Source organism: Thiomicrolovo sp. ZZH C-3 (assembly GCF_054862725.1).
Genome location: NZ_JBTKXX010000001.1, coordinates 216,940 through 240,418, shown reverse-complemented (window position 1 = coordinate 240,418; position 23,479 = coordinate 216,940). Strand labels below are relative to the sequence as shown.

The 23,479-nt window shown below is 57.5% G+C and carries 21 protein-coding genes; 3 read left to right on the top strand and 18 right to left on the bottom strand.

Translation table 11 applies throughout. The features are described 5' to 3' along the window. Positions 1 to 2 precede the first annotated feature (2 nt). From ccoO to ACXWTF_RS01220, 6 genes are all read right to left on the bottom strand, one after another. Positions 3 to 695, bottom strand: a complete 693-nt coding sequence (ccoO, locus tag ACXWTF_RS01245) for a cytochrome-c oxidase, cbb3-type subunit II (RefSeq protein WP_461713226.1) — start codon at positions 693 to 695, stop codon at positions 3 to 5. A gap of 18 nt (positions 696 to 713) precedes the next feature. Then, positions 714 to 2,192, bottom strand: coding sequence for a cytochrome-c oxidase, cbb3-type subunit I (gene ccoN, locus ACXWTF_RS01240; RefSeq protein WP_461713225.1), 1,479 nt, complete (start codon positions 2,190 to 2,192; stop codon positions 714 to 716). 268 nt (positions 2,193 to 2,460) lie between these two features. Beyond that, positions 2,461 to 3,189 (bottom strand): sulfite exporter TauE/SafE family protein, encoded by a 729-nt coding sequence (locus ACXWTF_RS01235; RefSeq protein ID WP_461713224.1) that lies wholly within the window; start codon positions 3,187 to 3,189, stop codon positions 2,461 to 2,463. Between the two features lie 56 nt (positions 3,190 to 3,245). Continuing rightward, entirely contained in the window at positions 3,246 to 4,373 is a 1,128-nt protein-coding gene (gene carA, locus ACXWTF_RS01230) for a glutamine-hydrolyzing carbamoyl-phosphate synthase small subunit (RefSeq protein WP_461713223.1), read from the bottom strand. After that, on the bottom strand, positions 4,370 to 4,921 hold the full coding sequence (locus ACXWTF_RS01225) for a DUF507 family protein (protein ID WP_461713222.1): 552 nt from the start codon (positions 4,919 to 4,921) through the stop codon (positions 4,370 to 4,372). The genes carA and ACXWTF_RS01225 overlap by 4 nt, the downstream gene beginning before the upstream one ends. Positions 4,922 to 5,211: 290 nt before the next feature. Beyond that, the gene (locus tag ACXWTF_RS01220; RefSeq protein ID WP_461713221.1) at positions 5,212 to 7,800 is read right to left on the bottom strand and encodes an ABC transporter substrate-binding protein; all 2,589 of its coding nucleotides are present in this window, start codon (positions 7,798 to 7,800) and stop codon (positions 5,212 to 5,214) included. A 164-nt stretch (positions 7,801 to 7,964) separates the two neighbouring features. On the opposite strand from ACXWTF_RS01220, the gene metH reads away from it, so the two are divergent. Then, the gene (metH, locus tag ACXWTF_RS01215; protein ID WP_461713220.1) at positions 7,965 to 11,456 is read left to right on the top strand and encodes a methionine synthase; all 3,492 of its coding nucleotides are present in this window, start codon (positions 7,965 to 7,967) and stop codon (positions 11,454 to 11,456) included. Positions 11,457 to 11,492: 36 nt separating this feature from the next. Here the strand turns inward: metH and ACXWTF_RS01210 are convergent, their stop codons facing one another. The 4 genes from ACXWTF_RS01210 to recA form a co-directional block, all read right to left on the bottom strand. Beyond that, a complete protein-coding gene (locus ACXWTF_RS01210; protein ID WP_461713219.1) occupies positions 11,493 to 11,795 on the bottom strand; it encodes an AMIN domain-containing protein in 303 nt (100 codons plus the stop codon). A gap of 175 nt (positions 11,796 to 11,970) precedes the next feature. Then, positions 11,971 to 12,264, bottom strand: a complete 294-nt coding sequence (locus ACXWTF_RS01205; protein WP_416768682.1) for a hypothetical protein — start codon at positions 12,262 to 12,264, stop codon at positions 11,971 to 11,973. A gap of 33 nt (positions 12,265 to 12,297) precedes the next feature. Then, a complete protein-coding gene (gene eno, locus ACXWTF_RS01200; protein ID WP_461713218.1) occupies positions 12,298 to 13,566 on the bottom strand; it encodes a phosphopyruvate hydratase in 1,269 nt (422 codons plus the stop codon). Then, entirely contained in the window at positions 13,563 to 14,600 is a 1,038-nt protein-coding gene (gene recA / locus ACXWTF_RS01195; RefSeq protein ID WP_461713217.1) for a recombinase RecA, read from the bottom strand. Before recA ends, eno begins: the two co-directional genes overlap by 4 nt. 156 nt (positions 14,601 to 14,756) lie before the next feature. On the opposite strand from recA, the gene ACXWTF_RS01190 reads away from it, so the two are divergent. Together ACXWTF_RS01190 and ACXWTF_RS01185 are read left to right on the top strand one after the other, a co-directional pair. Further along, complete coding sequence (locus tag ACXWTF_RS01190) at positions 14,757 to 15,620, top strand: menaquinone biosynthesis family protein (protein ID WP_461713216.1); 864 nt, start codon at positions 14,757 to 14,759, stop codon at positions 15,618 to 15,620. A gap of 1 nt (position 15,621) precedes the next feature. Next, a complete protein-coding gene (locus ACXWTF_RS01185; RefSeq protein ID WP_461713215.1) occupies positions 15,622 to 16,410 on the top strand; it encodes a UDP-N-acetylmuramate dehydrogenase in 789 nt (262 codons plus the stop codon). Here ACXWTF_RS01185 and ACXWTF_RS01180 read toward each other — a convergent pair. From ACXWTF_RS01180 to ACXWTF_RS01145, 8 genes are all read right to left on the bottom strand, one after another. After that, positions 16,407 to 17,093 (bottom strand): TIGR04219 family outer membrane beta-barrel protein, encoded by a 687-nt coding sequence (locus ACXWTF_RS01180; protein WP_461713214.1) that lies wholly within the window; start codon positions 17,091 to 17,093, stop codon positions 16,407 to 16,409. The genes ACXWTF_RS01185 and ACXWTF_RS01180 overlap by 4 nt on opposite strands. Positions 17,094 to 17,131: 38 nt before the next feature. Further along, positions 17,132 to 17,893 carry a TIGR04219 family outer membrane beta-barrel protein gene (locus ACXWTF_RS01175; protein WP_461713213.1) on the bottom strand — a complete coding sequence of 254 codons (762 nt, stop codon included), beginning with the start codon at positions 17,891 to 17,893 and terminating at the stop codon, positions 17,132 to 17,134. A 113-nt stretch (positions 17,894 to 18,006) separates the two neighbouring features. Continuing rightward, entirely contained in the window at positions 18,007 to 18,510 is a 504-nt protein-coding gene (tpx, locus tag ACXWTF_RS01170; protein ID WP_461713212.1) for a thiol peroxidase, read from the bottom strand. Positions 18,511 to 18,606: 96 nt separating this feature from the next. After that, complete coding sequence (gene tsaD / locus ACXWTF_RS01165; protein ID WP_461713211.1) at positions 18,607 to 19,584, bottom strand: tRNA (adenosine(37)-N6)-threonylcarbamoyltransferase complex transferase subunit TsaD; 978 nt, start codon at positions 19,582 to 19,584, stop codon at positions 18,607 to 18,609. Positions 19,585 to 19,705: 121 nt separating this feature from the next. Beyond that, positions 19,706 to 20,245 carry an RBBP9/YdeN family alpha/beta hydrolase gene (locus tag ACXWTF_RS01160; RefSeq protein ID WP_461713210.1) on the bottom strand — a complete coding sequence of 180 codons (540 nt, stop codon included), beginning with the start codon at positions 20,243 to 20,245 and terminating at the stop codon, positions 19,706 to 19,708. Then, positions 20,242 to 21,315, bottom strand: coding sequence for a 1-deoxy-D-xylulose-5-phosphate reductoisomerase (gene dxr, locus ACXWTF_RS01155; RefSeq protein WP_461713209.1), 1,074 nt, complete (start codon positions 21,313 to 21,315; stop codon positions 20,242 to 20,244). Before dxr ends, ACXWTF_RS01160 begins: the two co-directional genes overlap by 4 nt. Position 21,316: 1 nt before the next feature. Further along, entirely contained in the window at positions 21,317 to 22,075 is a 759-nt protein-coding gene (locus tag ACXWTF_RS01150) for a phosphatidate cytidylyltransferase (RefSeq protein ID WP_461713208.1), read from the bottom strand. 42 nt (positions 22,076 to 22,117) lie between these two features. Next, positions 22,118 to 23,464, bottom strand: a complete 1,347-nt coding sequence (locus tag ACXWTF_RS01145; protein ID WP_461713207.1) for an NFACT RNA binding domain-containing protein — start codon at positions 23,462 to 23,464, stop codon at positions 22,118 to 22,120. Positions 23,465 to 23,479: the final 15 nt, after the last annotated feature.

The following is a 23,479-nucleotide window of genomic DNA, read 5'->3' as shown; positions in this document are numbered from 1 at the left end:
CCTTACTTCAGACTGTTCAGATATGCAATCAGCGCAACAATTTCAGGAACCTGGCCGTTGGCGACCATATCTTTGACATCCTGATCTTTCATGTCTGCTGCAATCAACTTAGCCTCGGCAAGCGCATCGGCTTTCGCACCATCAAGTGAACCGGCCAGTTTGACCGTTGCCGTACCGCCGTCTTTGGTCGGGATCGGCTTGTTATAAGGTACGTTGAACACCTTGTTGACCGTGACCTGCTCCGCGTAAGCGGTGTCGATATCCGCCAGGTTTTTGAACATCCAGCGGTATGCCGGCATGATGGAACCCGGAACGATCGCTTCAGGATCTTTCATATGGTTCTCGTGCCAGTCAGTCGTACGGTAGTTACCGACGCGCATCAGGTCAGGACCGGTACGCTTGGAACCCCACAGGAACGGACGGTCGTACGCATACTCACCGCTGAGGGAGTAGTGACCGTAACGGTCTGTCTCGGATTTGAACGGACGAATCAGCTGAGAGTGACATGCATTACAGCTGTTCTTGATATAAACATGGCGGCCTGCCAGTTCCAGCGTCGAGTACGGTTTCGTACCGATCGTCGGCTGGGAAGCTTCCGCAAAGTTCGGCAGGATCTCGATGAGACCTGCAAACGCAATCGTGACAAAAACGGCTACCGCGAAAAAGAACGGATGCTTTTCTAACCAGTGAAACATTTTTCCCCTCCTTCTTTCTTACGCTGCCATCGGCGAAGCATTTTGCAGTTCGCTCTCTTCGACACGGCGGCCGGCAGTCGCAGTTTTGTACATATTCCATGCCCACATGAACATACCGAGGAGGTAGAGTGTACCACCAACAGCACGGATCGTGTAGTACGGGTGCAGAACCGTAACAGTATCGATGAAGGAGTAAGCGAGGTTACCGAACTCATCGTGTGCACGCCACATCATACCCTGGGTAATACCGGCAATCCACATGGAAGTGAAGTACAGGACGACACCCAGTGTCTGGATCCAGAACTGCGTGTTCATCAGAGACTTGGAGTAGATCTCACGCTTGTAAACACGCGGAGCCATGTGCAGGAGCGCTGCAATGATCATGAATGCAACCCAACCGAGAACACCGTCGTGAACGTGACCGACAATCCAGTCAGTAAAGTGCGCCAGGGCGTTAACAGATTTGATCGCCTGGATCGGACCTTCGAGCGTAGAGAACATATAGAACGTAGACGCGAGGACCATGAACTTGATCAGCGGGTTGGTTGCAACCTGGTTCCACTCACCTTTCATTGTCAGGAGCATGTTGATCGCAGAACCCCAAGACGGCAGAATCAGAACGACAGAGAAGACAGAACCCATTGTCTGCATCCAGTCAGGTACCGTCGAGAAGAGCAGGTGGTGACCGCCGGCCCAGAGGTAAACGAACATCAGACCCCAGAATGCGAGCAGGGAGAGTTTATAGGAGTAAACTGCCTGGCCGGACTCTTTCGGGAGGTAGTAGTAGATCATCGCAACGATAGGCACCGTGAAACCGAAGGCAACGGCGTTGTGACCGTACCACCACTGAACCAGGGCGTCATTCGTACCGGAGTACATAGAAACAGAGTGGTACCATGCACCTGCACCGGAGACCAGCGCTGTCGGAACTTCCATATTGTTGAAGAGGTAAAGCATAGCGATACCGAGGAATGTTGCGATGTAGTACCAGACAGAGATGTACAGTGATTTTTCACGGCGGATACCGATGAGACCGAAGATCTGAATACCGAACAGGACCCAGATGACAACGATCAGGATATCGATCGGCCATTCAAACTCTGCATACTCTTTAGATGTCGTGATCCCCAGCAGCAGTGAACCGACGATTGCGACAACCGCCAGAAGATAGAGTGCAAACTGCAGTTTCGCTGTTACCATCAGGAACTTCGATTCCGCCATAGACACTTTCAGTACACGCTGACCGACGTAGAACCACGTCGCCATAATACCGCTAACCGTAAACCCGAAGATAACCGCATCAGTATGCAGCGGGCGCAGACGGCTGAAGTTTGTATACTCAGCGAGCCCTTCCCCCAATACCAGGTTCACACTCGGAAATGCCAGTTCCCATGCCAGGACGACACCGATCAGCATTCCGACAATACCCAATACAATTGTCATAAACATCCACAATTTGGCAATTGTATAGTCGTACTCCAATGGACGATTTTCCATTACAAGCCTCCTTAGATTTCAAAGCGTAAAAGGTCCCGGACGGGCACCTGCAAAACCAAAAGCACGCTTACGGTTTTGCAGACGCTCCCTTCCCGAGACTATTTGACCCCATCATATTAACAGTGGAAATATTTAATGAATCTTAAATTTTTTAAAATGTGAGAGATATTGACAGTTTGACGAATTTTTTAAGTTTAAATTCATCTTCGTGGGTAAAATCGTATCAAGTTATAGTTTATATAACGATATTCAACCCATTTTTGACATGTTAATAAGGCGAACCGGCAAGATTGCGCTGTTGCTGAGGGGCATTATACCACTTGTCAAACTGGACATAGGCCTTCATCAGCGTCCAGCCCCCGAAGGCGATGACCGTCACGGCGGCGAGCTGGATCATAACACTCCGGAACTTGGTCTGGGAGAAGATGCCGACGACGTAGGCAAAGGAGAAGAGTGTCGGGATCGTAAAGAGCCCGAAGATCGCCATCACCGCCGCGCCGTAGAGTGCCGACTGCGTCGTCGTCGCCGTGACAAGCATCGTATAGACAAGCCCACAGGGGAACAGACCGTTCAAAACGCCGAGGATATAGAAACTCATCGGCGTGGCCGAGGTCAGCTGCGCCGTAAAGACCCGCTTGAACCAGCTGTAATTCGTGATCGGGACTTCAATGGAGGTGAGGAACTTCAGTTTCCCGGCGAAGGAGAGCCCCATCAAGACCATCATGACCCCGGCAACGGCATACATAATGGAACGTGCCAGGGGGCTGACATCCCAGAAGGAACCGAAATAACCGAAGAGTGCACCGAAAAGTGTGTAGGTCGTCACGCGACCGATATTATAAAGGAAGTGGTAAAAAGCACTCCGGGTTCTGGAGAAGCGGGGTTTGATCTTTGCGGTCGTGTACGTGACGATGAAGCCCCCGCACATCCCGATGCAGTGGCCGATGGAGCCCAGCAGGGCGAAGGTGATGATGGCCGTCCACTCGATTCCCGTCATTGGTGCTCCCGCTGTTTTTACAGAGTATAGCCTCTGACTGTTAGGCCAGCATTAACTCAGCGCTTCATGAGCGCGAGGAATTCGCCGAAGACGTATTCGCTGTCTTTCGGCCCCGGGCTCGCTTCGGGGTGGTGCTGCACCGAGAAGATCGGGGCGTCGTTGTAGCGCAGCCCCTCGATCGTGTTGTCAAAGAGGTTCGCATGGGTCACTTCAGCGATCTCGGTGATGTTCTCGGGCACGTTGTAGTTGTGGTTCTGTGCCGTGATCTCGACCATGCCCGTTTTGACGTTCTTCACCGGGTGGTTGCCGCCGTGGTGGCCGAACCGGAGCTTGAAGGTGTCATACCCGTGGGAGATGGAGAGCAGCTGGTGCCCGAGGCAGATCCCGAACATCGGTACCTTTGCCGCGATCAGCTGCTTGATCGTCTCCTGCTCCCGCTTCAATACCAGCGGATCGCCCGGACCGTTGGAGAGAAAGACACCGTCGATCTCTTTCGCCTCGTAACGCGCGATCAGCGTTTCGGCAGAAGTCGCATTGGGCACAACCTCAACGGCGATCCCCGCCTGGGTCAGTTCGTTGAGGATATTGCGCTTAACGCCGAAGTCCATTGCAACTATGCGCGCCTGCACTTCCGGGGCATCGTTGTAGCGGAAGTTGACCGCATCATAGGTGCCGTTCGTATGCTTGTAGGCCTCTTTGGTGCTGACCTGCTCGATGTAGTTCACTTCTTCGATGCGCGGAGAGCTCTCCAGCACTTTTTTGAGCTCTTCTTTGTCGCTGATCTCGGTGGAAGCGACCATCATCATCGCCCCCTCGGTACGCAGCATCTTCGTGAGGTAACGGGTGTCGATATCGCAGATGCCCATGACGCCGTAGCGTTTCAGCAGGGCGTCGAGGGACTCCTCGGCACGGAAGTTGGAGTAGCGCGGCTGATACTGGCGTACGATGATCCCTTTCGCATGGGCTGCCGTACTCTCCATATCCTCGGCGTTCGCGCCGACGTTGCCGATCTCGGGCATCGTAAAGGTGACGAACTGTCCGGCGTAGGAGGGGTCCGTCGCGATCTCCTGGTAGCCGCTCATCGAGGTATTGAAGACGATCTCGCCGACCGCCGTCGTTTCCGCGCCGAAGCTCATCGCTTCGAAATAGGTGCCGTTTTCAAGATAGATCCATGCTGTTTTCATGCAAGCCCTCTCCGTGTCAGCTCTTCGCGGTAGAGTTTTTCAAACCGCAGTTCATACTCATCCGTGCCCGGAATGAGCTGTTTCTGGAACGATTTCATCTTCTCGTTCACCGCGCGCTCGATCTCGTCGTTGTCTGCGATAAAGGAGGTGATCGCGTCATAGATAATGTTTTTGAGGCGGTTCTCACTGACGTCGTAGTTCATCAGGTCCTCTTCGTAGATCGCATCGAGGATCTTGTGCGCCAGATCCGAAAAGCGCTCTTCGTAGGAGAGGATGACCCCGTATTCGGGTGCAAGCTTCTTCTTGATCATGAAGAAGAGCTGGCGGTCATCCGCCTGGTAGAAATCGATCTCGTCTTCGTTGTCGTTGACGATCTCCTTGACGCGCGCTTCGAGGGCCGCCTCCTGCTTTACGCTCTCTTCGAGTATCTTTTTCGCTTCGGCGACAATAGGGTCCATCCCCTGCGTCATCGTCACCAGTCCGCTGCGTGCCAGTTCGACGGCGACGCGGTTGGCGAGATGCGGTATCTGCGCGAGTGTCACTTTCATAGCCCATACCCTTGCGGGCGCCCCGTTTCACAGGAACGTGCACCCAGATTTTTTCGCTATTTTAGCGGGTATTCAATTACAATGAGGTTAGAAACTGCAACGTTCCCGTAACAGCGCGATAACCCGGCGGCAGTATCATGCACGGTAAATGCATATCTATAGATGCACTTTGAAAGGAGACCCATGATTTACAGCCACAAAACCGATGCCATTTCGTCCAACCTCAGTCATGCCGAACGCGACAAAATGCAGCGCCTTCTCCACACCAAATCAACGGCCTGGATGATCGCCTAACCCTGCCGAGGCAGCTCGGACCGATCGTCCTTTCTCTTTTTTGGCAGCCGGACAGCGAACTCTGCACCGCCGTGCCTGTTTTCAACCGAAATAGTTCCCCTCAGATTTTTTTCCATAATGATTTTCGACATGTAAAGCCCGATGCCCGTACCCTGGGATTCAAATTTGGTCGTAAAATAGGGGTCGAAGATCTTGTCCATGATCTCCTCCGGCACCCCGCCGCCGTTGTCTGCGACGAAGAGCTGGATCGCATCGCCATCTTCTCTGGCCGTGACCCTGATCTTTTTCTCCCCGTACCCGTGATGCAGCAGTACGTCTTTGGCGTTGCTGACAAGGTTGAGGATCACCTGCTTGAGCTCGTTGGGATAGAGCTCTGCCTCCATCCCCTCCGGCACATCGACCTCTACGCTGATCTTTTTCTGCTCCAGCGCGGGGATCACCAGCGCCAGGACCTCATCGACCAGGGTGTGCAGCCGCACCGTTTCAAGCTGCTTGTCCTTTTTGAAAAAGTTGCGGAAGTCATCGATCGTCTGGGACATATAGTCCACCTGGCGGTGCACGATGTTGATCAGAGTGTCGAGTTCCGCATCATCGACTTTGCCCAGCTGGCGTTTGAAATCGAGGTTGGCGATCCCGATGCCCATGACGTTGAGCGGCTGGCGCCACTGGTGGGCGATGGATTCGATCATCTCCCCTATGGTCGCCATCTTCGCCTGCTGGATCATCATCCGCTCTTTATCCCGGTTTTCGGCCACCGCCTCCTCGACCCGTTCATGCAGTGTGGCATTGAGCTCCGTCAGTTCGCGGGTACGGCGTTTCACCAGTTCGTCGAGGCGGATATATTTGTAGCCGAACAGCAGCGCGATCACGGCCAGAACGCCCAAGACCTTCCACAACAGGGCGTAATCAAACTGGTGCTTGTAGACCGTCGGCACCCATTGTCGGTAGATCGCTTCACGCTCCTCCTCCCCGATACTGTCGATGGCGCGCTGCAACAGGGTCTGCAATACGGGCCAGTCACTGCGCACGCCCATCGCGATCTCGAACCGGTAAGGCGTCTGTCCGACGATCCGCAGGTTGTTCAGCTCCTCCTGCGCGATCACGTAACTGACGACGGCCAGCGCATCCACCGCGACATCGGCCTTTCCGAAAGCAACCATACGCAGGGCGTCGGGAAGGTTGTCCGTCCGGATCCGCTTGATCTGCGGGAAGTCGTGTTTTAAGAAGATATCGGCGGCGTCATCCTTGACGACGGCGACACGCTTGCCCTTCAGCGCCGCCAGGTCGCCGACATACTGGAACGTTTCGCCGCCGACGATGACCATCGGCAGGGTCAGGTAGGGACGGGTGAAGTTCGTATAGGCGTAGCGCTCCGGCATGGCCATGATCGCGGCGGCGACGTCCAGCTCCCGCGCATTCAGCGCCTCGTCCACCTCCTGCCAGCTCCGCTTCGGCTCCGCTTCGATGCGTACCCCCAGTTTTTCCGCGACCCGCCGTATAAACCCGTACGAGAGCCCGCCGTAGACACCCTTGCGCGACATAAACTCGACCGGCGGCCACGCCGGGTCCACACCGACCCGCAGCACAGGGTGTTGCTGCAGCCAGGCCTTCTCCTCCGCGCTGAGCCGCATCCGTTCCGGGTGGTAGACAAAGGCGCCGATATCCCGGTAGCCTTTGATGTAGCCCAGCAGCATATACGCCTGATAGATTGCCCGGAGACGCTCAAGGCTCAGGTCCCCCAGCGGCACATCCTCTTTCAGGGCATACGTTTTGAGCGTTTCCCCCTCAAAACGCAGCGCTTCCAGGCTTTTGTGCTGCACGTTGTACTTCTCGTACAGCAGCCTCGATGTCTCGTCGATATGCTCAAAGGCGTAGCGCCACCCCTTCAGGCTCGCCTCGTAGAAATGTTTGACGCGCTCGGGGTGTTTCTGAAGCTCCCCCTCCGATGTAAAAAGGATGTCGTTGTAGAAATCGAACCCCGCCACCTTCGGATCGATCGCGAAGGTCTTGATACCGCGCTGCGCAAGGATATAAGGCTCATTGGAGGAGTAGGCTGCCATGGCATCCGTTTCATTCCGCTCCAGCGACAAGGGGTCGAAGGTGTGGTGAAGAAGCACAAGATCCTCTTCCTTCATCCCCGCGTTGCGCAGCATCGCCTGTACCGATGCCGCCGTCTGGACATCGCTGGTCATCATCACCCGCTTGCCGCGCAGGTCCTGGATGGAGCGGATGCCTGAATCCTCCCGCACCAGCAGCATCATCGGGGAACTTTGGAAAATAGCGGCCATCGCCACCAGCGGCGCACCGCTGTCGTAATTGACCAGGAGCGACGTCCGCCCCGTCCCGTACTGTGCCCGGCCGCTCAGGACCTCCTGCTCCACGTCCATATCCGGCTCCATGAGACGGATGTCGACATCAAGGCCGGCCTCGGCATAAAACCCTTTTTCCTTCGCGACGTAGTAGCCGGCGAACTGGAACTGGGGGAGCCACTGCAGCTGCAGAACGATGCGCTTGTCATGATCTTCATGTGCCTGCAGCGGAAGCCACAAGACCATGATCAGCAGTAAAACCGCACGGATGCGCATGCATTCCCTTTTTTCCAACTATTTTAACAGGGTAATGTTTAGAATAGTGCATATTCATTTGTGATTTTAAGGGAAATTGACTCTTTTACATGAAAAAGGTGACGCAAATACCTCATCCTCTTTTATGCTCCCCTGCGATAAAATAAGCGGAAAAAAAGCAGACCATGTCCGTAAAAAACGCTATTCTAGAGACCATCAAACGGCGGCCGCTTATCATCGACGGCGCCATGGGTACGCAGCTGCAGCAGCGCCACGACCAGATCCCCGAAGCGGCGTGGGAAGGGAACGAGGGGTGTAACGAACTCCTCAACGTCACCGCGCCCGAGATCATGCGCGATATCTTCCACGCCTATCTGAACGCCGGCGCCGACATGATCACCACCAACACCTTCGGTGCCTTCTCCTGGGTGTTGGACGAGTACGGCATCGGGCACCGCGCCTATGAACTCTCCAAGGCGGGGGCAGAGCGTGTCAAAGAAGTGTGCGACCAGTTCAGCACCCCCGAACACCCCCGTTATGTGCTCGGCTCCATCGGTCCGGGGACGAAACTCCCCTCCCTGGGCCACATCCACTACGACGAGATGCTTGAAGGCTACACCGAGTGCGCCCAGGGCCTCATTGACGGCGGCTGCGACGTGTTCCTGCTCGAGACCTGCCAGGACCCGCTGCAGATCAAGGCGGCCCTGCACGCCTGCGAGGCGGCCAACGCGTCGCGCGGCACCGACCTCCCCGTCATGGTCTCGGGGACGATCGAACTGGCGGGCACGATGCTCATTGGGACCGACGCCCAGACCCTGGCCGTCATTATGGAGCCCTTCGACATCCTCTCGCTGGGCTTCAACTGCGGCACCGGCCCGGAACAGTACACCAAGCACGTCAAGGCGCTCAGCGACGTCTGGGGCAAGCCCATCTCCATCCACGCCAATGCGGGGCTCCCGCAGAACCGCGGCGGCTACACCTACTACCCGATGGGGCCCGACGAGTTCGCCGACCGGCAGGAATCGTTCCTTGCATTCGACGGCGTGAGCTTCCTCGGCGGCTGCTGCGGGACGACGCCCCAGCACATCAAAGCGCTCGCCGACCGGGTCCATGCCATCACACCCAAAGCACCCACCGGTTCCCAACCCACCTCCCTCGCCTCGCTCTTCAACAGCGTGCCGCTGATGCAGGAGCCCGCGCCGCTTCTCGTAGGCGAACGCTCCAATGCCACCGGCTCCAAAGCGTTCCGCGAACTCCTCCTAGACGAGGATTACGAAGGGACGCTGAGCGTCGGCCAGCAGCAGGTCCGCGCAGGAGCACACGTCCTCGACGTCTCCGTCGGCTTCGCCGGCCGCGATGAAACGAAGGATATGAACAGGGTCATGGGCCTCTATGCCCAGAAGATCCCCCTGCCGCTGATGCCCGACTCCACCCAGACCCCTGCCCTCGAAGAGGCCCTCAAACTGATCGGCGGCAAACCGATCATCAACTCCGTCAACCTCGAAGACGGGATCGAGAAGTTCGATGCCGTCTGTTCGCTGGCGAAGAAGTACGGGGCGGCCCTCGTCTGTCTGACGATCGACGAGCAGGGGATGGCCAAAACGGTCGAACGCAAACTCGAGGTCGCCGAGCGCATCTACTCCCTTGCGACGGAGAAGCACGGCCTTAACCCCGAAGACCTCGTCTTCGACGTCCTCACCTTCACCGTGGGCAGCGGGGACGAGGAGTACCGCGATGCGGCCGTCCAGACGATCGAAGCGATCCGCGAACTGCGTACCCGCCACCCGGAAGTCGGGGCGATCCTGGGGCTTTCGAACATCTCCTTCGGCCTGGACAAGGATGCCCGTCCCTACCTCAACTCCGTCTTCTTGCACCACTGTACCCGTGCGGGGCTCACCTCCGTCATCATCAACGTCAAACACATCATCCCGATGGCCAAGATCAATGACGAGGACCTCGAAGCATGTGAGAACCTTCTCTTCGACAAGAAACCGGAGGGACAGGCGCTGTTCGACTTCATCGACCACTTCGGCAACAAAGAGGCCGTCGACAGCGCGGCGGAGGATGAGGCCTACAATGCCCTCAGCAGTGAGGAGAAGATCGCGAAGCTCCTGCTCGACGGCGACAAGGAGCGGATGATCCCCCTCGTCGAGGCAGCAAGGAGCGAGATCGCCCCGGAAAAGATCGTCAACGAGATCCTGATCGACGCCATGAAGGTCGTCGGGGAGCTCTTCGGCTCCGGGCAGATGCAGCTCCCCTTCGTTTTGCAGAGCGCCGAGACGATGAAAGCGGCCGTCGACCACCTCAACCCCTTCCTGCCCAAAGTCGACAAGGCCGTCGACACAACCCTGGTGTTGGGCACCGTCAAAGGGGATGTCCATGACGTCGGAAAGAACCTCGTCGACATCATCCTGACCAACAACGGATACAAGGTGATCAACCTCGGGATCAAGGTCGAACTGGACAACTTCGTCAAGACCCTGCAGGAGAGTAACGCCAGTGCCATCGGCATGAGCGGCCTGCTCGTCAAATCGACCCAGGTAATGAAAGAGAATCTCGAAGCACTCAAAGCAGCGGGGATCACCGTCCCCATCCTGCTGGGTGGGGCGGCGCTCACACGCAGTTTCATCGAGGATTTCTGCCGCCCCAGCTACGACGGCCCGATCTTCTACTGCAAAGACGCCTTCGACGGTGTCACGGCCATGAGCCGCATCGAGGCGGGCAACCTTGACACCGACCTCCACCCGAATGCCCCGGAGATCACCGAGCAGGCCGAGAAGAAAGAGGTCGTCATCCCGCCGTTTAATGAGCTGAAGATGCCCTCACGGGAAGTCCGCATACCGATTCCGCCCTTCTGGGGCCGCCGGGAGCTGAAGCTGACCGAGGCGCAGAAGGCGATGGCATTCGAGTGGATCAACCACAAGATCCTTTTCAAACAGCGCTGGGGGTACAGCTCCAAAGGGATGGACAAGGATGCCTACGAGAAACAGCTCGACGAACTCGTATGGCCGGCATATGAGAAGCTCAAAGCCCTCTTTTTGGATGAGGAGCTCTTTGATCCGACCATCCTCTACGGCTACTGGCCTGCCCGCTCCGATGACAACACCCTGCTCGTTTTTCCGGAAACAGAGGGGTGGAACCGTGAAGCCGACGCCAATCAGGAGCCGCTGGAGCATATCATCGGCAATGCCGAATGCGCCTTTACCTTTCCGCGGCAGCGCAAGCAGCCCCACCGGGCACTCAGCGACTTCTTCCGCCACGACCGCCACGACGTGGTGGCGCTCTCCTGCGTCAGTGCCGGCAGCCGTCTCAGTGCCTATGAAAAAGAGCTCTATGATGCGGGGAAGTACAATGAGTACTACCAGGTCCACGGCCTGGGGGTGGAGCTTGCCGAAGCCCTGGCCGAGATCGCCCATAAGCAGATCCGGCTCGATCTCAACATTGCCGACGACGAGGGCCCAACCCTCGCCGATGTCCGTATGAACCGCTACCAGGGCGCGCGCTACAGCTTCGGCTACCCCGCCTGCCCCGACCTGGAACTCAACCGCCCGCTCTTCGACCTGCTGAAACCGGAGGAGTTCGGGATTGAGCTGAGTGAGACTTTCCAGATCCACCCGGAGCAGTCAACGTCGGCCATCGTCGTCCACCACAAGGAAGCGACCTACTACAACGTGTAAGGGAGCCGCAGGGCTTCTGTAGGATACTGCCGTCTGCTACTGCAGCGTCAGTGTATATCCGTATTTGGAGGGTTCGACGCTGTAGTCGGCGTGTTTGTGCAGCTCGATAACGACACGGTAATAGCCCGGGTGCATCCCCATCCGTATCTCCTTGAAGGGCGCAACATTCACCTTACGTTTGCGCGTCGGGAAGTCGGCATTCGCCTCGAAATCAAGAATAATCCGTGTCGGCTTGCGGATGACAAAGTGTTTCGCCAGCTTGTCTTTGCTTTCAATGCGGACTTTGCCTTCCGAAAAAAGGAAACGGGCCTGCTGGAAATTCACGGTCTGTGACGACACGGAATGTGCTGCTTGCTTCGGCGTTTCTTCAATAACTGCCTCTTTAACAGGTATTTCTTTTACTTTTGCCGGGAGCGGTTCCGGCGATGAGGGTGACGGCAGAAAAGGGTTCTCCCTTGCACTCAGTTGGGTCACTGCGGTCATAGTCAACAGGATTAGAAATAATTTCACGCGTTTACTCCGATGGTTCGAGCTCTTTGAGTTCGAAATACTCTTTTTGCAGTGTGGCATTTTCTTGCTTCAATCTTGCAATTTCACTGGCAAGATGCCCTTCGTAGTTCTCCAGCTGGAGCAGGACCTCCAGCGAGGCGTTTCCGAAAAGAAGGTTACTGAGGTAAAACGCGCCGATGACGACACCCGCCAGCGCCATCAGAAAATGCTTGGTTTTGAATCCGAGGTAGTGTTCGATGATGTCAGGTGCGGATGAGGCGACATCCTTCTCATCTGTTGGGGTGTCTGTGGAGTGCATAGATAGGCAGTGCCGCAGGAGTGCGGCGCAGGGTTAGCTGAAGAGTACGGCGCCGAGGTATTCGCCGTAAACAAGCTCGTTCTCGATCTCGAGCAGGCGGTTGTACTTGGCCGTACGCTCGCCGCGTGCCGTGGAACCGGTTTTGATCTCCCCGCAGTTGAGCGCGACCGCGAAATCGGCAATGAAAGCATCTTCGCTTTCGCCGGAACGGTGGCTCATGACGCACTTGTAGCCGTTGCGCTGCGCCAGGCGAACCGTCAGCATCGTCTCGGAGACGGAACCGATCTGGTTCGGCTTGATCAGGATGGCGTTGCCGACGCCCTGCTCGATCCCCTGGGCGAGAATGTTTGCATTGGTAACGAAGAGGTCATCGCCAACGAGCTGAACTTTATCACCGAGTTTGTCGGTCAGGACTTTCCAGCCCGCCCAGTCATCTTCGCTCAGGCCGTCTTCGATGGAGACGATCGGGTACTTGCTGCAGAGGTCTTCGTAGTAGGCGACCAGCTCTTCGGAGGTGACGGTGCGGTTCTCGGACTCGAGGCGGTAACCGCCGTCGACGACCAGCTCGGAACTCGCAACGTCCAGGGCGATCGCGATCTCTTCGCCTGCTTTGTAACCCGCTTTCTCGATCGCCTGCATGATGACCTGGATCGGCTCTTCGTTGGAGGAGAGGTCGGGGGCAAAACCACCCTCGTCGCCGAGCGCCGTGTTGTGGTTGGCATCTTTGAGGATCTTCTTGAGGTTGTGGTAGACCTCGGCCGATGCGCGCAGCGCCTCGGCAAAATCTTCGAAACCGACCGGCATGATCATATACTCCTGGAAGTCCACGGAGTTGTCGGCGTGGGAGCCGCCGTTGATGATGTTGAGCATCGGGACCGGCATCACCATCGCGTTCGCACCGCCGAGGTAGCGGTACAGCGGCATACCGAGGCTGTCCGCCGCGGCGCGTGCAACGGCCATGGAAACACCCAGGACCGCGTTCGCACCGAGGTTGGAGTAGTTGTCTGTTCCGTCCAGTGCCTTCATCTCAGCATCAACCATCGCCTGGTTGAACGGGCTCAGACCGATAATGGCATCGGCAATCTGGGTATTGACGTTCTCAACCGCAGTCAGTACCCCTTTGCCCATGTAACGGTCGCTGCCGTCACGCAGTTCCAGCGCTTCGCGTTTCCCCGTACTGGCACCGCTCGGGACGATCGCGCTCGCTACCGTACCGTCGCTCAGCTCCACTGTTGCTTTGACTGTCGGATTCCCGCGTGAATCCATCACCTCCATTGCCGTTACATTATCGATATAAATCATTCATCAACCTCATTCATTTCTGATTCATCCATCTGCATGATATTGCTCATACCCATGGCATTACGTATCTTGTTCTCGATTTCAACAGCGAGCGCCGGTTCGTCTTTAAACTTTTGCTTGACGTTTTCACGCCCCTGACCCAGTTTGACATCTTCGTAGCTGAACCACGCTCCGCTCTTATCAATTATATCAAGTTTTACCCCATAATCCACCAACTCGCCCTCTTTGGAGATCCCCTCGCCGAACATGATGTCGAACTCCGCCTGGCGGAACGGCGGGGCCACTTTGTTCTTGATGACCTTCGCTTTGACCCGGTTCCCGATCTGGCTCTCACCCTGCTTCAGCGTCGCGATTTTCCGGACGTCGATGCGGACGGAGGCGTAGAATTTCAGCGCGTTCCCCCCCGTCGTCGTCTCCGGCGAACCGTACCCCATCGTACCGATCTTCATCCGGATCTGGTTGATGAAGATGATCGTCGTGTTCATCTTGTGTAACACGCCGGTAATCTTCCGGAGCGCCTTGGACATCAGGCGTGCCTGGACGCCGACCTGCTGGTCGTTCATCTCCCCTTCGATCTCCACCTTCGGTGTCAGCGCCGCGACGGAGTCGACGACGATCAGGTCGACCGCCCCCGAGCGGGCCAGGGTTTCGACGATATCGAGGGCCTGTTCACCGTAGTCGGGCTGGGAGACGAGGAGGTTCTCGACGTCGACACCGAGGTTTTTCGCATACCCGATATCCAGGGCGTGTTCGGCGTCGATGAAAGCGCACACACCCCCTTTTTTCTGAGCCTCGGACGTAATCTGCAGCGCCAGGGTCGTTTTCCCCGAGCTCTCCGGTCCGTAGATCTCGATGACGCGCCCTTCAGGCACCCCGTTGATCCCCAGGGCCAGGTCCAGACCGATGGAGCCGGTACTGATGGAACTGATCGGCTCGATCTCCTTGTCGCCCAGACGCATCAGCGTCCCCTTGCCGAATGCCTTGTCAATCTGCTTCAGCGCCAGTTCGAGTGATTTTTGCTTGTTTGCGTCCATGTGCGTAGAGCCCTTTTGGTGGTTTTGGAACATTTTATTGCAAAATGAAATTTGTCAAAAATAATATGTCATCAAGTCATATTTTCATGACCGATTCGTTCCGGCATTTTAGCGCGCATTGGCTAAAATGGGCGTAATAAAACACGAGGGTCTTTAATGAAAAAAATGCTGATCGCCCACTCCCCGGATGCCGACGACATCTTTATGTACTATGCCGTCAAATTCGGTTGGGTCACCCAGCCTGACGTTGCCTTCGACAATATCCCCCTCGATATCGAGACCCTCAACGTCGAAGCCCTGGCGGGCACCTACGACATCACCGCCATCAGCTTCGCACTCTACCCCCATATCCGTGACGAATACGCCCTGCTGCGCACCGCCGTCAGTTTCGGCGAGGGGTACGGCCCCAAGCTGATCAAGCGCAAGGGTGAAAAACTCAAACGCCGCTTCAAGGTCGCGCTCAGCGGCCGCTATACGACCAACGCCATGCTCTTCCGCATCGCCTACCCCGACGCGCGCATCGTCTACATGAACTTCCTCGAGATCGAGGACGCCGTCAAGAACGGAACGGTCGACGCGGGCGTGCTCATCCACGAGAGCATCCTCACCTTCGACGACACCCTCGAGGTCGAACGCGAGCTGTGGGACGTCTGGCAGGAACTGGCCGGCCCCGACCTGCCGCTGCCGCTGGGAGGCATGGCGATCAGGCGCTCCCTCCCGCTGACCGCGGCCATCGCGTATGAACAGACCCTCACCGACGCCGTCCGTGTCGCCCGCGAACGCAAGGCGGAGCTGTGCGAACTGCTGCTGGAAAACAACCTCGTGCGCATCGACGCCCCGACGCTCGACCGCTACCTGGAGCTCTACGCCAACGACGACTCCGTCGAGCTGAGCGACCTGCAGTATAAAGCGATCGACAAGCTTTACGAACTCGGTTTCGAACACGGCTTTTACGACGCGCCCATCCGCGCCGAGGAGTACACGATCCCCCGCGAGTACCTGGACTACCGCCACAGCTGACATGCCCTACAAATCGATCGACCTGGCCCGCCTCAGCTCCATCGGCATCGGACCCGTCGCCGAGGTCTACATGATCGACGGCGACGACTATCCCCGCGATGCCTACCTGATCGGGGCCGCCAACAACGTCATTTTCGGTACCGACCTTCCCCCGCTGATGAAGCTCTCCAAAACCTACGATTTCATCCGCATCGAAGCGGGTGTCCTGCACATCGGGGCCGCGACCCCCGGCGGCAAGGTCGTCTCGTTCTGCAAAAAACACGATATCGGGGGCTTCGAGTTCCTCGCCCATCTGCCCGGCACCCTCGGCGGCATGCTGAAGATGAACGCGGGCCTGAAAGAGTACGAGATCTTCAACCCCCTCATTGCCCTGCGCACCGCGTCAGGCTGGCACGCCAAAGCAGAGGTCCCCCACGGCTACCGCACCACGGGGATCGACGAGGTCGTATTTGAAGCGACGTTCGAGATCACACCGGGGTTTGACCCGTCGAAGATCGAACGGTTCAAACAGATGCGGGCCAATCAGCCCTCCAACCCCAGCGCCGGCAGCGCCTTTAAAAATCCGCCGGGGGATTATGCCGGACGGCTGATCGAATCCGTCGGGCTCAAGGGGTACCGCATCGGGGATATGGCCTTCAGTACCATGCATGCGAATTTTCTGGTCAATCTGGGAAGGGGGACGTTTGAGGAAGCGGCTGCTCTGCTGGAACTGGCACAGCAGCGTGTGCAGGAGCGTGAGGGCATCCTGCTGGAACGGGAAGTGATCGTTATCGACCGGCGCTGGCTTTAGAAGCGCAGCATCAGACCGCCGTAGACACCGGTATATTCACCCTTGTTGATGACAGGGCCGATCGCGTACTGCACCTTGTGGATGCGGTAACCGATCTCCAGACCCGGCTGAATGACCGGAAGGGACGTCAGCGTATAGTCCGCCTTGATACGGAAATCGTACCCCTTGTTGTCCTGGTAGTTCGTCACCTTGACCAGCGTCTCCAGACCGAGGGAATCGAGCGGCTCCACACGTGCGCGGGCGTAAGCGAGCGCCAGGGTCTCTGAATCATCGAAGCCCTTGCTGTCTGAGGTGACGTATTTGATATCGAGGCCGATATCGACGGTGACAAAGAAGGTATCGTCGAGGATGTTGTAATAGAGGATCCCGTCAAGCTCGCTGACATTGAACGAACTGCTCCCGTCGGGGTTGAGCGTCAGGTTCAGGTACTCCAGACGGACGTTGGGGATGACCGGGACCGGGTGTTTGACGTAGGCCCAGACGTAGAGGTCGTTCTCCGTATCGATTCCCAGATCATCTTTCAGATCAAAACTGGGGGTACCGCTTTTGTCTTCAAAAGAGCCGCCGGGGGCAGCATTGAAAGCACCGATACCGGCTTCGGCACGCAGAAAATCCGCCGACGCGTTCAGGGAGAAAAGTGCCGCGACCAGTGCCGCCGCCGTTTTCAGTTTCATAGACATCATTGACTCCATTATTACAAAGTTATCAAAAACAGAGTATATCAGAAACGCAGGAATGCACCAACGTAAAGGCCGCTGAAGTCGATATCCCCGTCGATCGCCTGATCATCCACATCGATCTTGATCTTCTGGATCCGGTATCCCGCCTCGATACCCGGCTGGATGCCCGGCACGAACGTCATCGTCCAGTCGGCTTTGACGCGGGCGTCGTACACATGCGACTTCTGGTAGGAGATGTAGCTGCCAAGCCCTTCGACACCGAGCCCCGTCCCGGGGATTTCCAACCGCGCCCTCGCATAGAGAAGCGGCAGCACCAGGGTACCGCTCTTGCTGTAACCGCCGTAGGCGATCAGGTCGTTCGTCGGGGCGACGTCAAACCGGTAATCGAGCGCTTTGATATCCAGCCCCAGGTCCAGGGTCGTCCAGAAGGTGTTGTCCAGCAAGTTGTAGTAGAGGACAGCGTCATACTCGTTGGTATCGAAGCTGCTCGTGCTTGACGTCGTCACAGGGATCAGCGAGCCGTGCGTGACCGTTACGTCACCGTCCGTGCTAACATTACAATACTCCAGCCGCAGGTTGGGCAGCACCGGTACGGGGTGTTTGACATAGAGCCAGGCGTACCCGCGCTGGGTCTGATCCTCGCGGTTCGTACTGCTGCCCGAATCCGTCGACGTCGTATAGGAAATGGTGCCCTTCGGCGTCTGCATCCATGCGCCGCCGCCCGCTTCCACTCTTAACATGTCCGACAGGAGCGGCCCGGCAGTAAGTGCCATTAAAGCAACGATTTTAAACCATAATTTCATATTTTTTAACCTCCGATATTAATATCTTAACTATATCACAGGTTGGGGTAACAGGAAAAAAGATTGGAGAAAAAAAAGGGAGAGGGTTGCCCCCGAGGGGGCGGGGAGAGCGATTATTTAACTGCTGCGAGTGCAGAGTCGTAGTTCGGCTCTTCAGTAATTTCCGGAACGATCTCTTTGTAAGTGACTGTACCGTCAGCGTCTACTGCAAAGATAGCACGGCAAGTAACGCCAGCCAGCGGGCCGTCAGCGATCAGAACACCGTAAGCGTTCGCGAAATCTTTGTTACGGAAATCCGAAGCGACTGTCAGGTTTTCGATACCTTCTGTAGAACAGAAGCGGCCGCCTGCGAACGGAAGGTCCATAGAAACGATAGTGAGGTCAACATCACCGAGTTCAGATGCCTTCTTGTTGAAGTTACGAGTTTCTGTTGCACAAACCGGTGTATCGAGGGACGGGACAACAACGATCAGTTGTTTTTTGCCGGACGCACCGCCGACAACTTTGTCTGCCAGACCGTCAGAGTTTACAACAGTGACTTCCGGTGCTTTATCACCAACGTTTACTTCGTTACCTGCGAGGTTGACTGTGTTACCTTTGAGCATTGTAGTTGCCATGTTAGGGCTCCTGTTTTTTTTGAGATGCAGGAGTTTTACATAATTCGGATAACTTTTGTCTTAATAGCCCCCAACCTGGGAACTCTTAAGTTGAGTTTAAAAATCAGATTTGGGTGCGCTGTGGAGGTCGCCGATGGAGGTGAATGCCCCTTTTTCGTAAAGGTCGACGGCGATACGGCCGATCATCGCCGCATTGTCCGAGCAGTACTGCAGTTCCGCCAGTAGCAGTTCGGCGCCAAAGGGGGCCAGGAGCTCCTCGATGCGTCCGCGCAGGTAGCGGTTGGCGCTGGCGCCCCCGACGATGGCAAAACGTTTGGGCGGGCGGGTTTTGAAATATTTTCGTAACTTTCGGAAAAGATGCTCGGTGGCAATATGCTCGAAGGAAGCGGCAATGTCGGGGTAGTCCGATTCATTGCCCTCCTCGACGGCCAGACGGACGGCGTTTTTGAGCCCCGAGTAGCTGAACGCCATCTCCCCGCGTTTCTGCAGCGGGATGGGGAAGGGGTAGCGCTCCCGGTCACCTTCCAGCGCCAGCTTCTCGATGACCGGTCCGCCGGGATACCCCAACCCCATCATCTTCGCGACCTTGTCGAAGCTCTCCCCGAAGCTGTCGTCCATCGTCCGCATAACGGTTTCCATCCGGTCCAGGCTCTCCACTTCGATCACCTGGGTATGCCCGCCGGAGACAAGCAGTACCGTCAGCGGGAACTGCGTCTCCTTCCCGATAAAGAGCGAATAGATATGCCCCTTGAGGTGGTTGACGCCGATAAGCGGGATGTTCAGCGTCAGGCTGAGCGCCTTCGCCATCGTCACCCCCTCGACCAGGGTCACGGAGAGACCGGGGGCATTCGTGACGGCGACGGCCTTGAGCTGGCCGAACCACCCTTTGCACTCCTCCAGGATCTTCGGCAGCGCCTCGGCATGCAGCCTTGAAGCCAGTTCCGGCACGACCCCGCCGTAAACGGCGTGCTCCAGCTCCTGGGAGATCTTCTTATGGTAGACGAGTTTCTTCGTCGCTATCTCGGTAATCGCGATAGAACTGTCGTCGCAACTGCTTTCTATTGATAAAATCAAAAAGAGGCCTTTTCCATTTTATTTTTGATACGCCACCGGAGCAAAGCCCCGGCGGCTGCGTTAACACTGGGTTTGCTTCAGCAGCAAGCTCACAGCGCCTTGCGCTTCTGACAAATCAACATTATAAACATTCCTTGACTCGTTCAAGAATCCACGGCCATTCGCCGTAACCGCTGTCGGCGTTGATATGCCCGGCCTCTTCCAGCACCTTCATCGGTACATCGAGCGCCGCCTGCAGCGCCTGCGCCTCCTCCGGCGTCATATAGGGGTCCGTCGTCGACGTCACCAGCTGCACGTTTTCGGCAAAAAGATTCGTCGGCGGCATGATCGGGAAGAAGCTCTTGATCGTCTCGATCGTACAGTCAAGCCGCGGCGGGGCGATGAGAAAGAGGTTTTCTACCGATGCGATCCCCCCCTCGTGGCAGAGATGGAACCAGAGCGTGTTGGCCAGGGAGTGGCAGATGACGACGTCTGGTTTGAACTCCGCCAGCAACGCTTTCACCTGGCGCACCCAGCGGTTCTTGGAGGGGAAGTGGGGATGATCCAGCAGCGGGAAGCTCACGGTGCCGTAATTTTTGGCCAGCTCCCCGGCCAGCCAGCTCTGCCAGTGGGGATAGTCGCTGCCGCCCCAGCCGTGCAGCAGCAGGACCTTCTTGCTCATGATACCGCCCCCACGTAGGCGCGTACCTCTTCGTCGATGGCGAAGACCTCCTCGACGCTCCCCGGCACCCGGTCGAACCGCTCGAAAGCGTCGACGACCCGGCGGGAGATGTCGAGGAAACCGATCTTCCCGGCGATGAACTGGGCGATCGCCGCCTCGTTGGCGGCATTGACGACGACCCCGCGCTGCGGTTCGCGCAGCAGCGCCTCCTTGATCTGCCAGACCGGGTAGCGCTCCTGCGTGATCTCGCGGAACTCCAGGCCGCCGACTTTGAGCAGGTCCACGGGCTCCAGGATCTGCTCCTCGACCTTGCCCATCAGGGCGTAGGCGATCGGCAGCTGCATGTTTGCCCCGGCAATGTGCGCCGTAGTCGATCCGTCGACGAAATCGACGAAGGCGTGAATGAGCGAACGGGTCTCGATGATGGCGTCATAATCGAGCTCCCCGAAGAGCCAGCGCGCTTCGAGGAGTTCGAAGAGCTTGTTCATCATCGAGGCGCTGTCGATGGTGATCTTCTGCCCCATGGACCAGTTGGGGTGCTTGAGGGCATCCTCGAGCGTCGCCGTGGCGAGTTTCTCCGGCGGCCAGTCCCGAAACGCCCCGCCGCTGGCGGTGATGGTCATCTTCTTAACAGGGCGGCTGTCGTTAAGAAGGTACCAGAGCCCGAAGTGTTCGCTGTCGATGGGGTGGATGCGGGAGGTGTCGATAAAGGCGCCCGCCGCCACAAGGGACTCCTTGTTCGCCAGGGCGACCTTCTTGCCGCGCTCCAGCGCCTTGAGGGTCGGGCGCAGTCCCAGAAAGCCCACCAGGGCGTTGACGACGAATTCGGAATCCGCCTCTTCAATCACCCGCAGGATCGCCGCTTCGCCGCTCAGGACGTTGGGGTGGTTAACCCTGGGGATATCCGCCTCGTTGGCGATGACGACCCAGTTGGGACGGTGTTTTTCGATCTGCCGGTTAAGCCGGTCGATGCTGTTGCCCGCAACGAGGGCCTCGACGTTGAGCGAAAAGCGCTCGGCAATCGCCAGCGCGTTGACACCGATGGAACCGGTCGAACCGAGAATAATCACGCTAGACGAGGCCCCGCAGCAGAATCACCATCACGACGGCACCGAAGAGGTAGCCGTCGATGCGGTCGAGTACCCCGCCGTGGCCCGGCAGGACGTTGCCGCTGTCTTTGACACCGGCTTTGCGCTTGAGGTAGCTCTCGTAAAGGTCGCCGAACACGGCACTGACCGCCGTCGCCAGCGACACGGCAATCGCGACCTCGATGTTCACGACGCGCAGCCCTACGAAGACCCCGGCGACGGTGGCGATGACGATCCCGCCGATGACCCCTTCGAGGGTCTTGTTCGGGCTTGTTTCGGAAAACTTCGTCTTCCCGATACTTTTCCCGACAACGTAGGCCCCGATATCGGCCGCGGCGACAACGACGATCAGCCACGCCATCGCCACCAGACCGTAATCCTGGTAGAGGGTCAGGAAAAAGAGCATCCCCGCCGTCGGGTAGGCAAAGGGGAGGAAAAGGCGCCAGTCGGTACGGGGCTTGTAAGCGGCATAGGCGGCAAAGGCGACGCCCATCAATACGAAGAGGTCATCCGGGTAGGGGTAGACGAAGGCAAGGAGCCAGAGCATCGCTGCAAAAGCGAAAGAGGCGTTATGGTGCAGTCCGAAAAGGTTCGCCGCCTCGTAGAAGGCGAGCAGGTAGACGCCGCCGAGGACCGCCCACATCAGGATGAAGTTGTCAATCCAGCCCAGCAGGATCACGGCCCCGATCAGCGCGGCCCCCGTTACTACCCTTTTTGTCGTCTCCGTTGCTGCCATTTTCATCCCGTTTTTAAAGGGATTATACAACAAGTAGCCTGTACGCCCCTATGGCCCGGGAACCGCGGCCTGCTTGGAGACGGCGATCGTCTCGTACTTGTTGTAGAGCACGTTCGCCCCCTCCTGGATCTTTACCTCCCGTCTCGGGGTGTAGTCCACCTCGAAGACCCCGGGGCTCATCACCGAGAAATCGACGCAGAGCTTTGCCGCGGCCTCCAGAACGCTCTCGGGGACCTTCTGCTTGTCCGTCGTAATGATGACGTGGGTCGAAGGGCGGTCGCGCAGATGCAGCCAGATATCCCGGGCGCGGGCGCGTTGCAACAACGCAATGTTGCCCCGTTCGTTCTTGCCCAGCTGCACCTTGTACCCCTCGATCCAGAAAGTCTCGACGGCATCGTCGCTCTTCTCTTTGGTCCGTCCCGTCTGTTTGGGCGGGAAGAGGCGGGCGATCTCCTCGACCGTCGCCGCCCCCTCGACCGTCGCGATAAAGTGCTCGAAGTGGCTGACCTTCCCCTCCAGCCCCTCGCGCTCGATATGCATATGCGCCGCCCGCTGCTTCGTCTTCTTCGCCAGCTTGAAGAAGTGATCGCTCACCTGGTGGGCCGAGGCAAAGGCCTTTGGCAGCTCCACTTCAACGGCGCTGCCGTCGTAATCGTCCAGCGTCAGTTTCGTCTGATAGGGCTTGATCTTGTAGAGATTGGCCAGGGCAAGGTTACCCAGGTGCTGCAATCGCGCCGCCTCCGCCTCGAGTGCCGCTTCATCTTCCAGGGCTTCCAGGTGTTTTTCGAGCCGCCGGAGCTTTTTGTGTAGCAGGCCGACCTTCTGCTGCTTGAGCGCCGCCAGCCGCTCTGCCTGCTCCCGGTCGCACACCTCGTAAAGGTAGGCTTCCACGTCATCGAGGGGATAATCCTTCGGTGTGAACGCCAGGGGCGGCGGCGGCAGCAGGGGCTGGCCGACGCGCACGACCCGGTAAGAGGTGGAAGCGTCGATGTGGCGCAGCGCTTCAAGGACGACCTCATCCTCGTCCAGGATGATCGCGTTGGTCGTTTTGCCGGTGAATTCGAGCTGTAGGACGGTGGTGGAGTGTTTGTACGCCCCGCTGAGCGCCGCCTCGATACGGAGGATCTTGTCGTCGTTGTAGAGCGAAATATCCGTGATGACGGCGCGGTTGAAGCGCTTGGCCAGCACGACGTCGAAGGGGGCCTGGTAGACCTTGCTGCGGCGGATGTCGTGACGGCACATCGCCAGGTAGCTGTGGCCCTTTTGCATGTTCGCATAGAGGCTCTTCTCCCCCAGGACGATCTTGATCGTCGTGTCATTCACCCGGTGGATGGCATTGATATGTTTGAAGGCCCGAAGGTACTCGGCGATCTGGCGCAGATGGGAGAGTTTCATAGGGCGCATTATAGC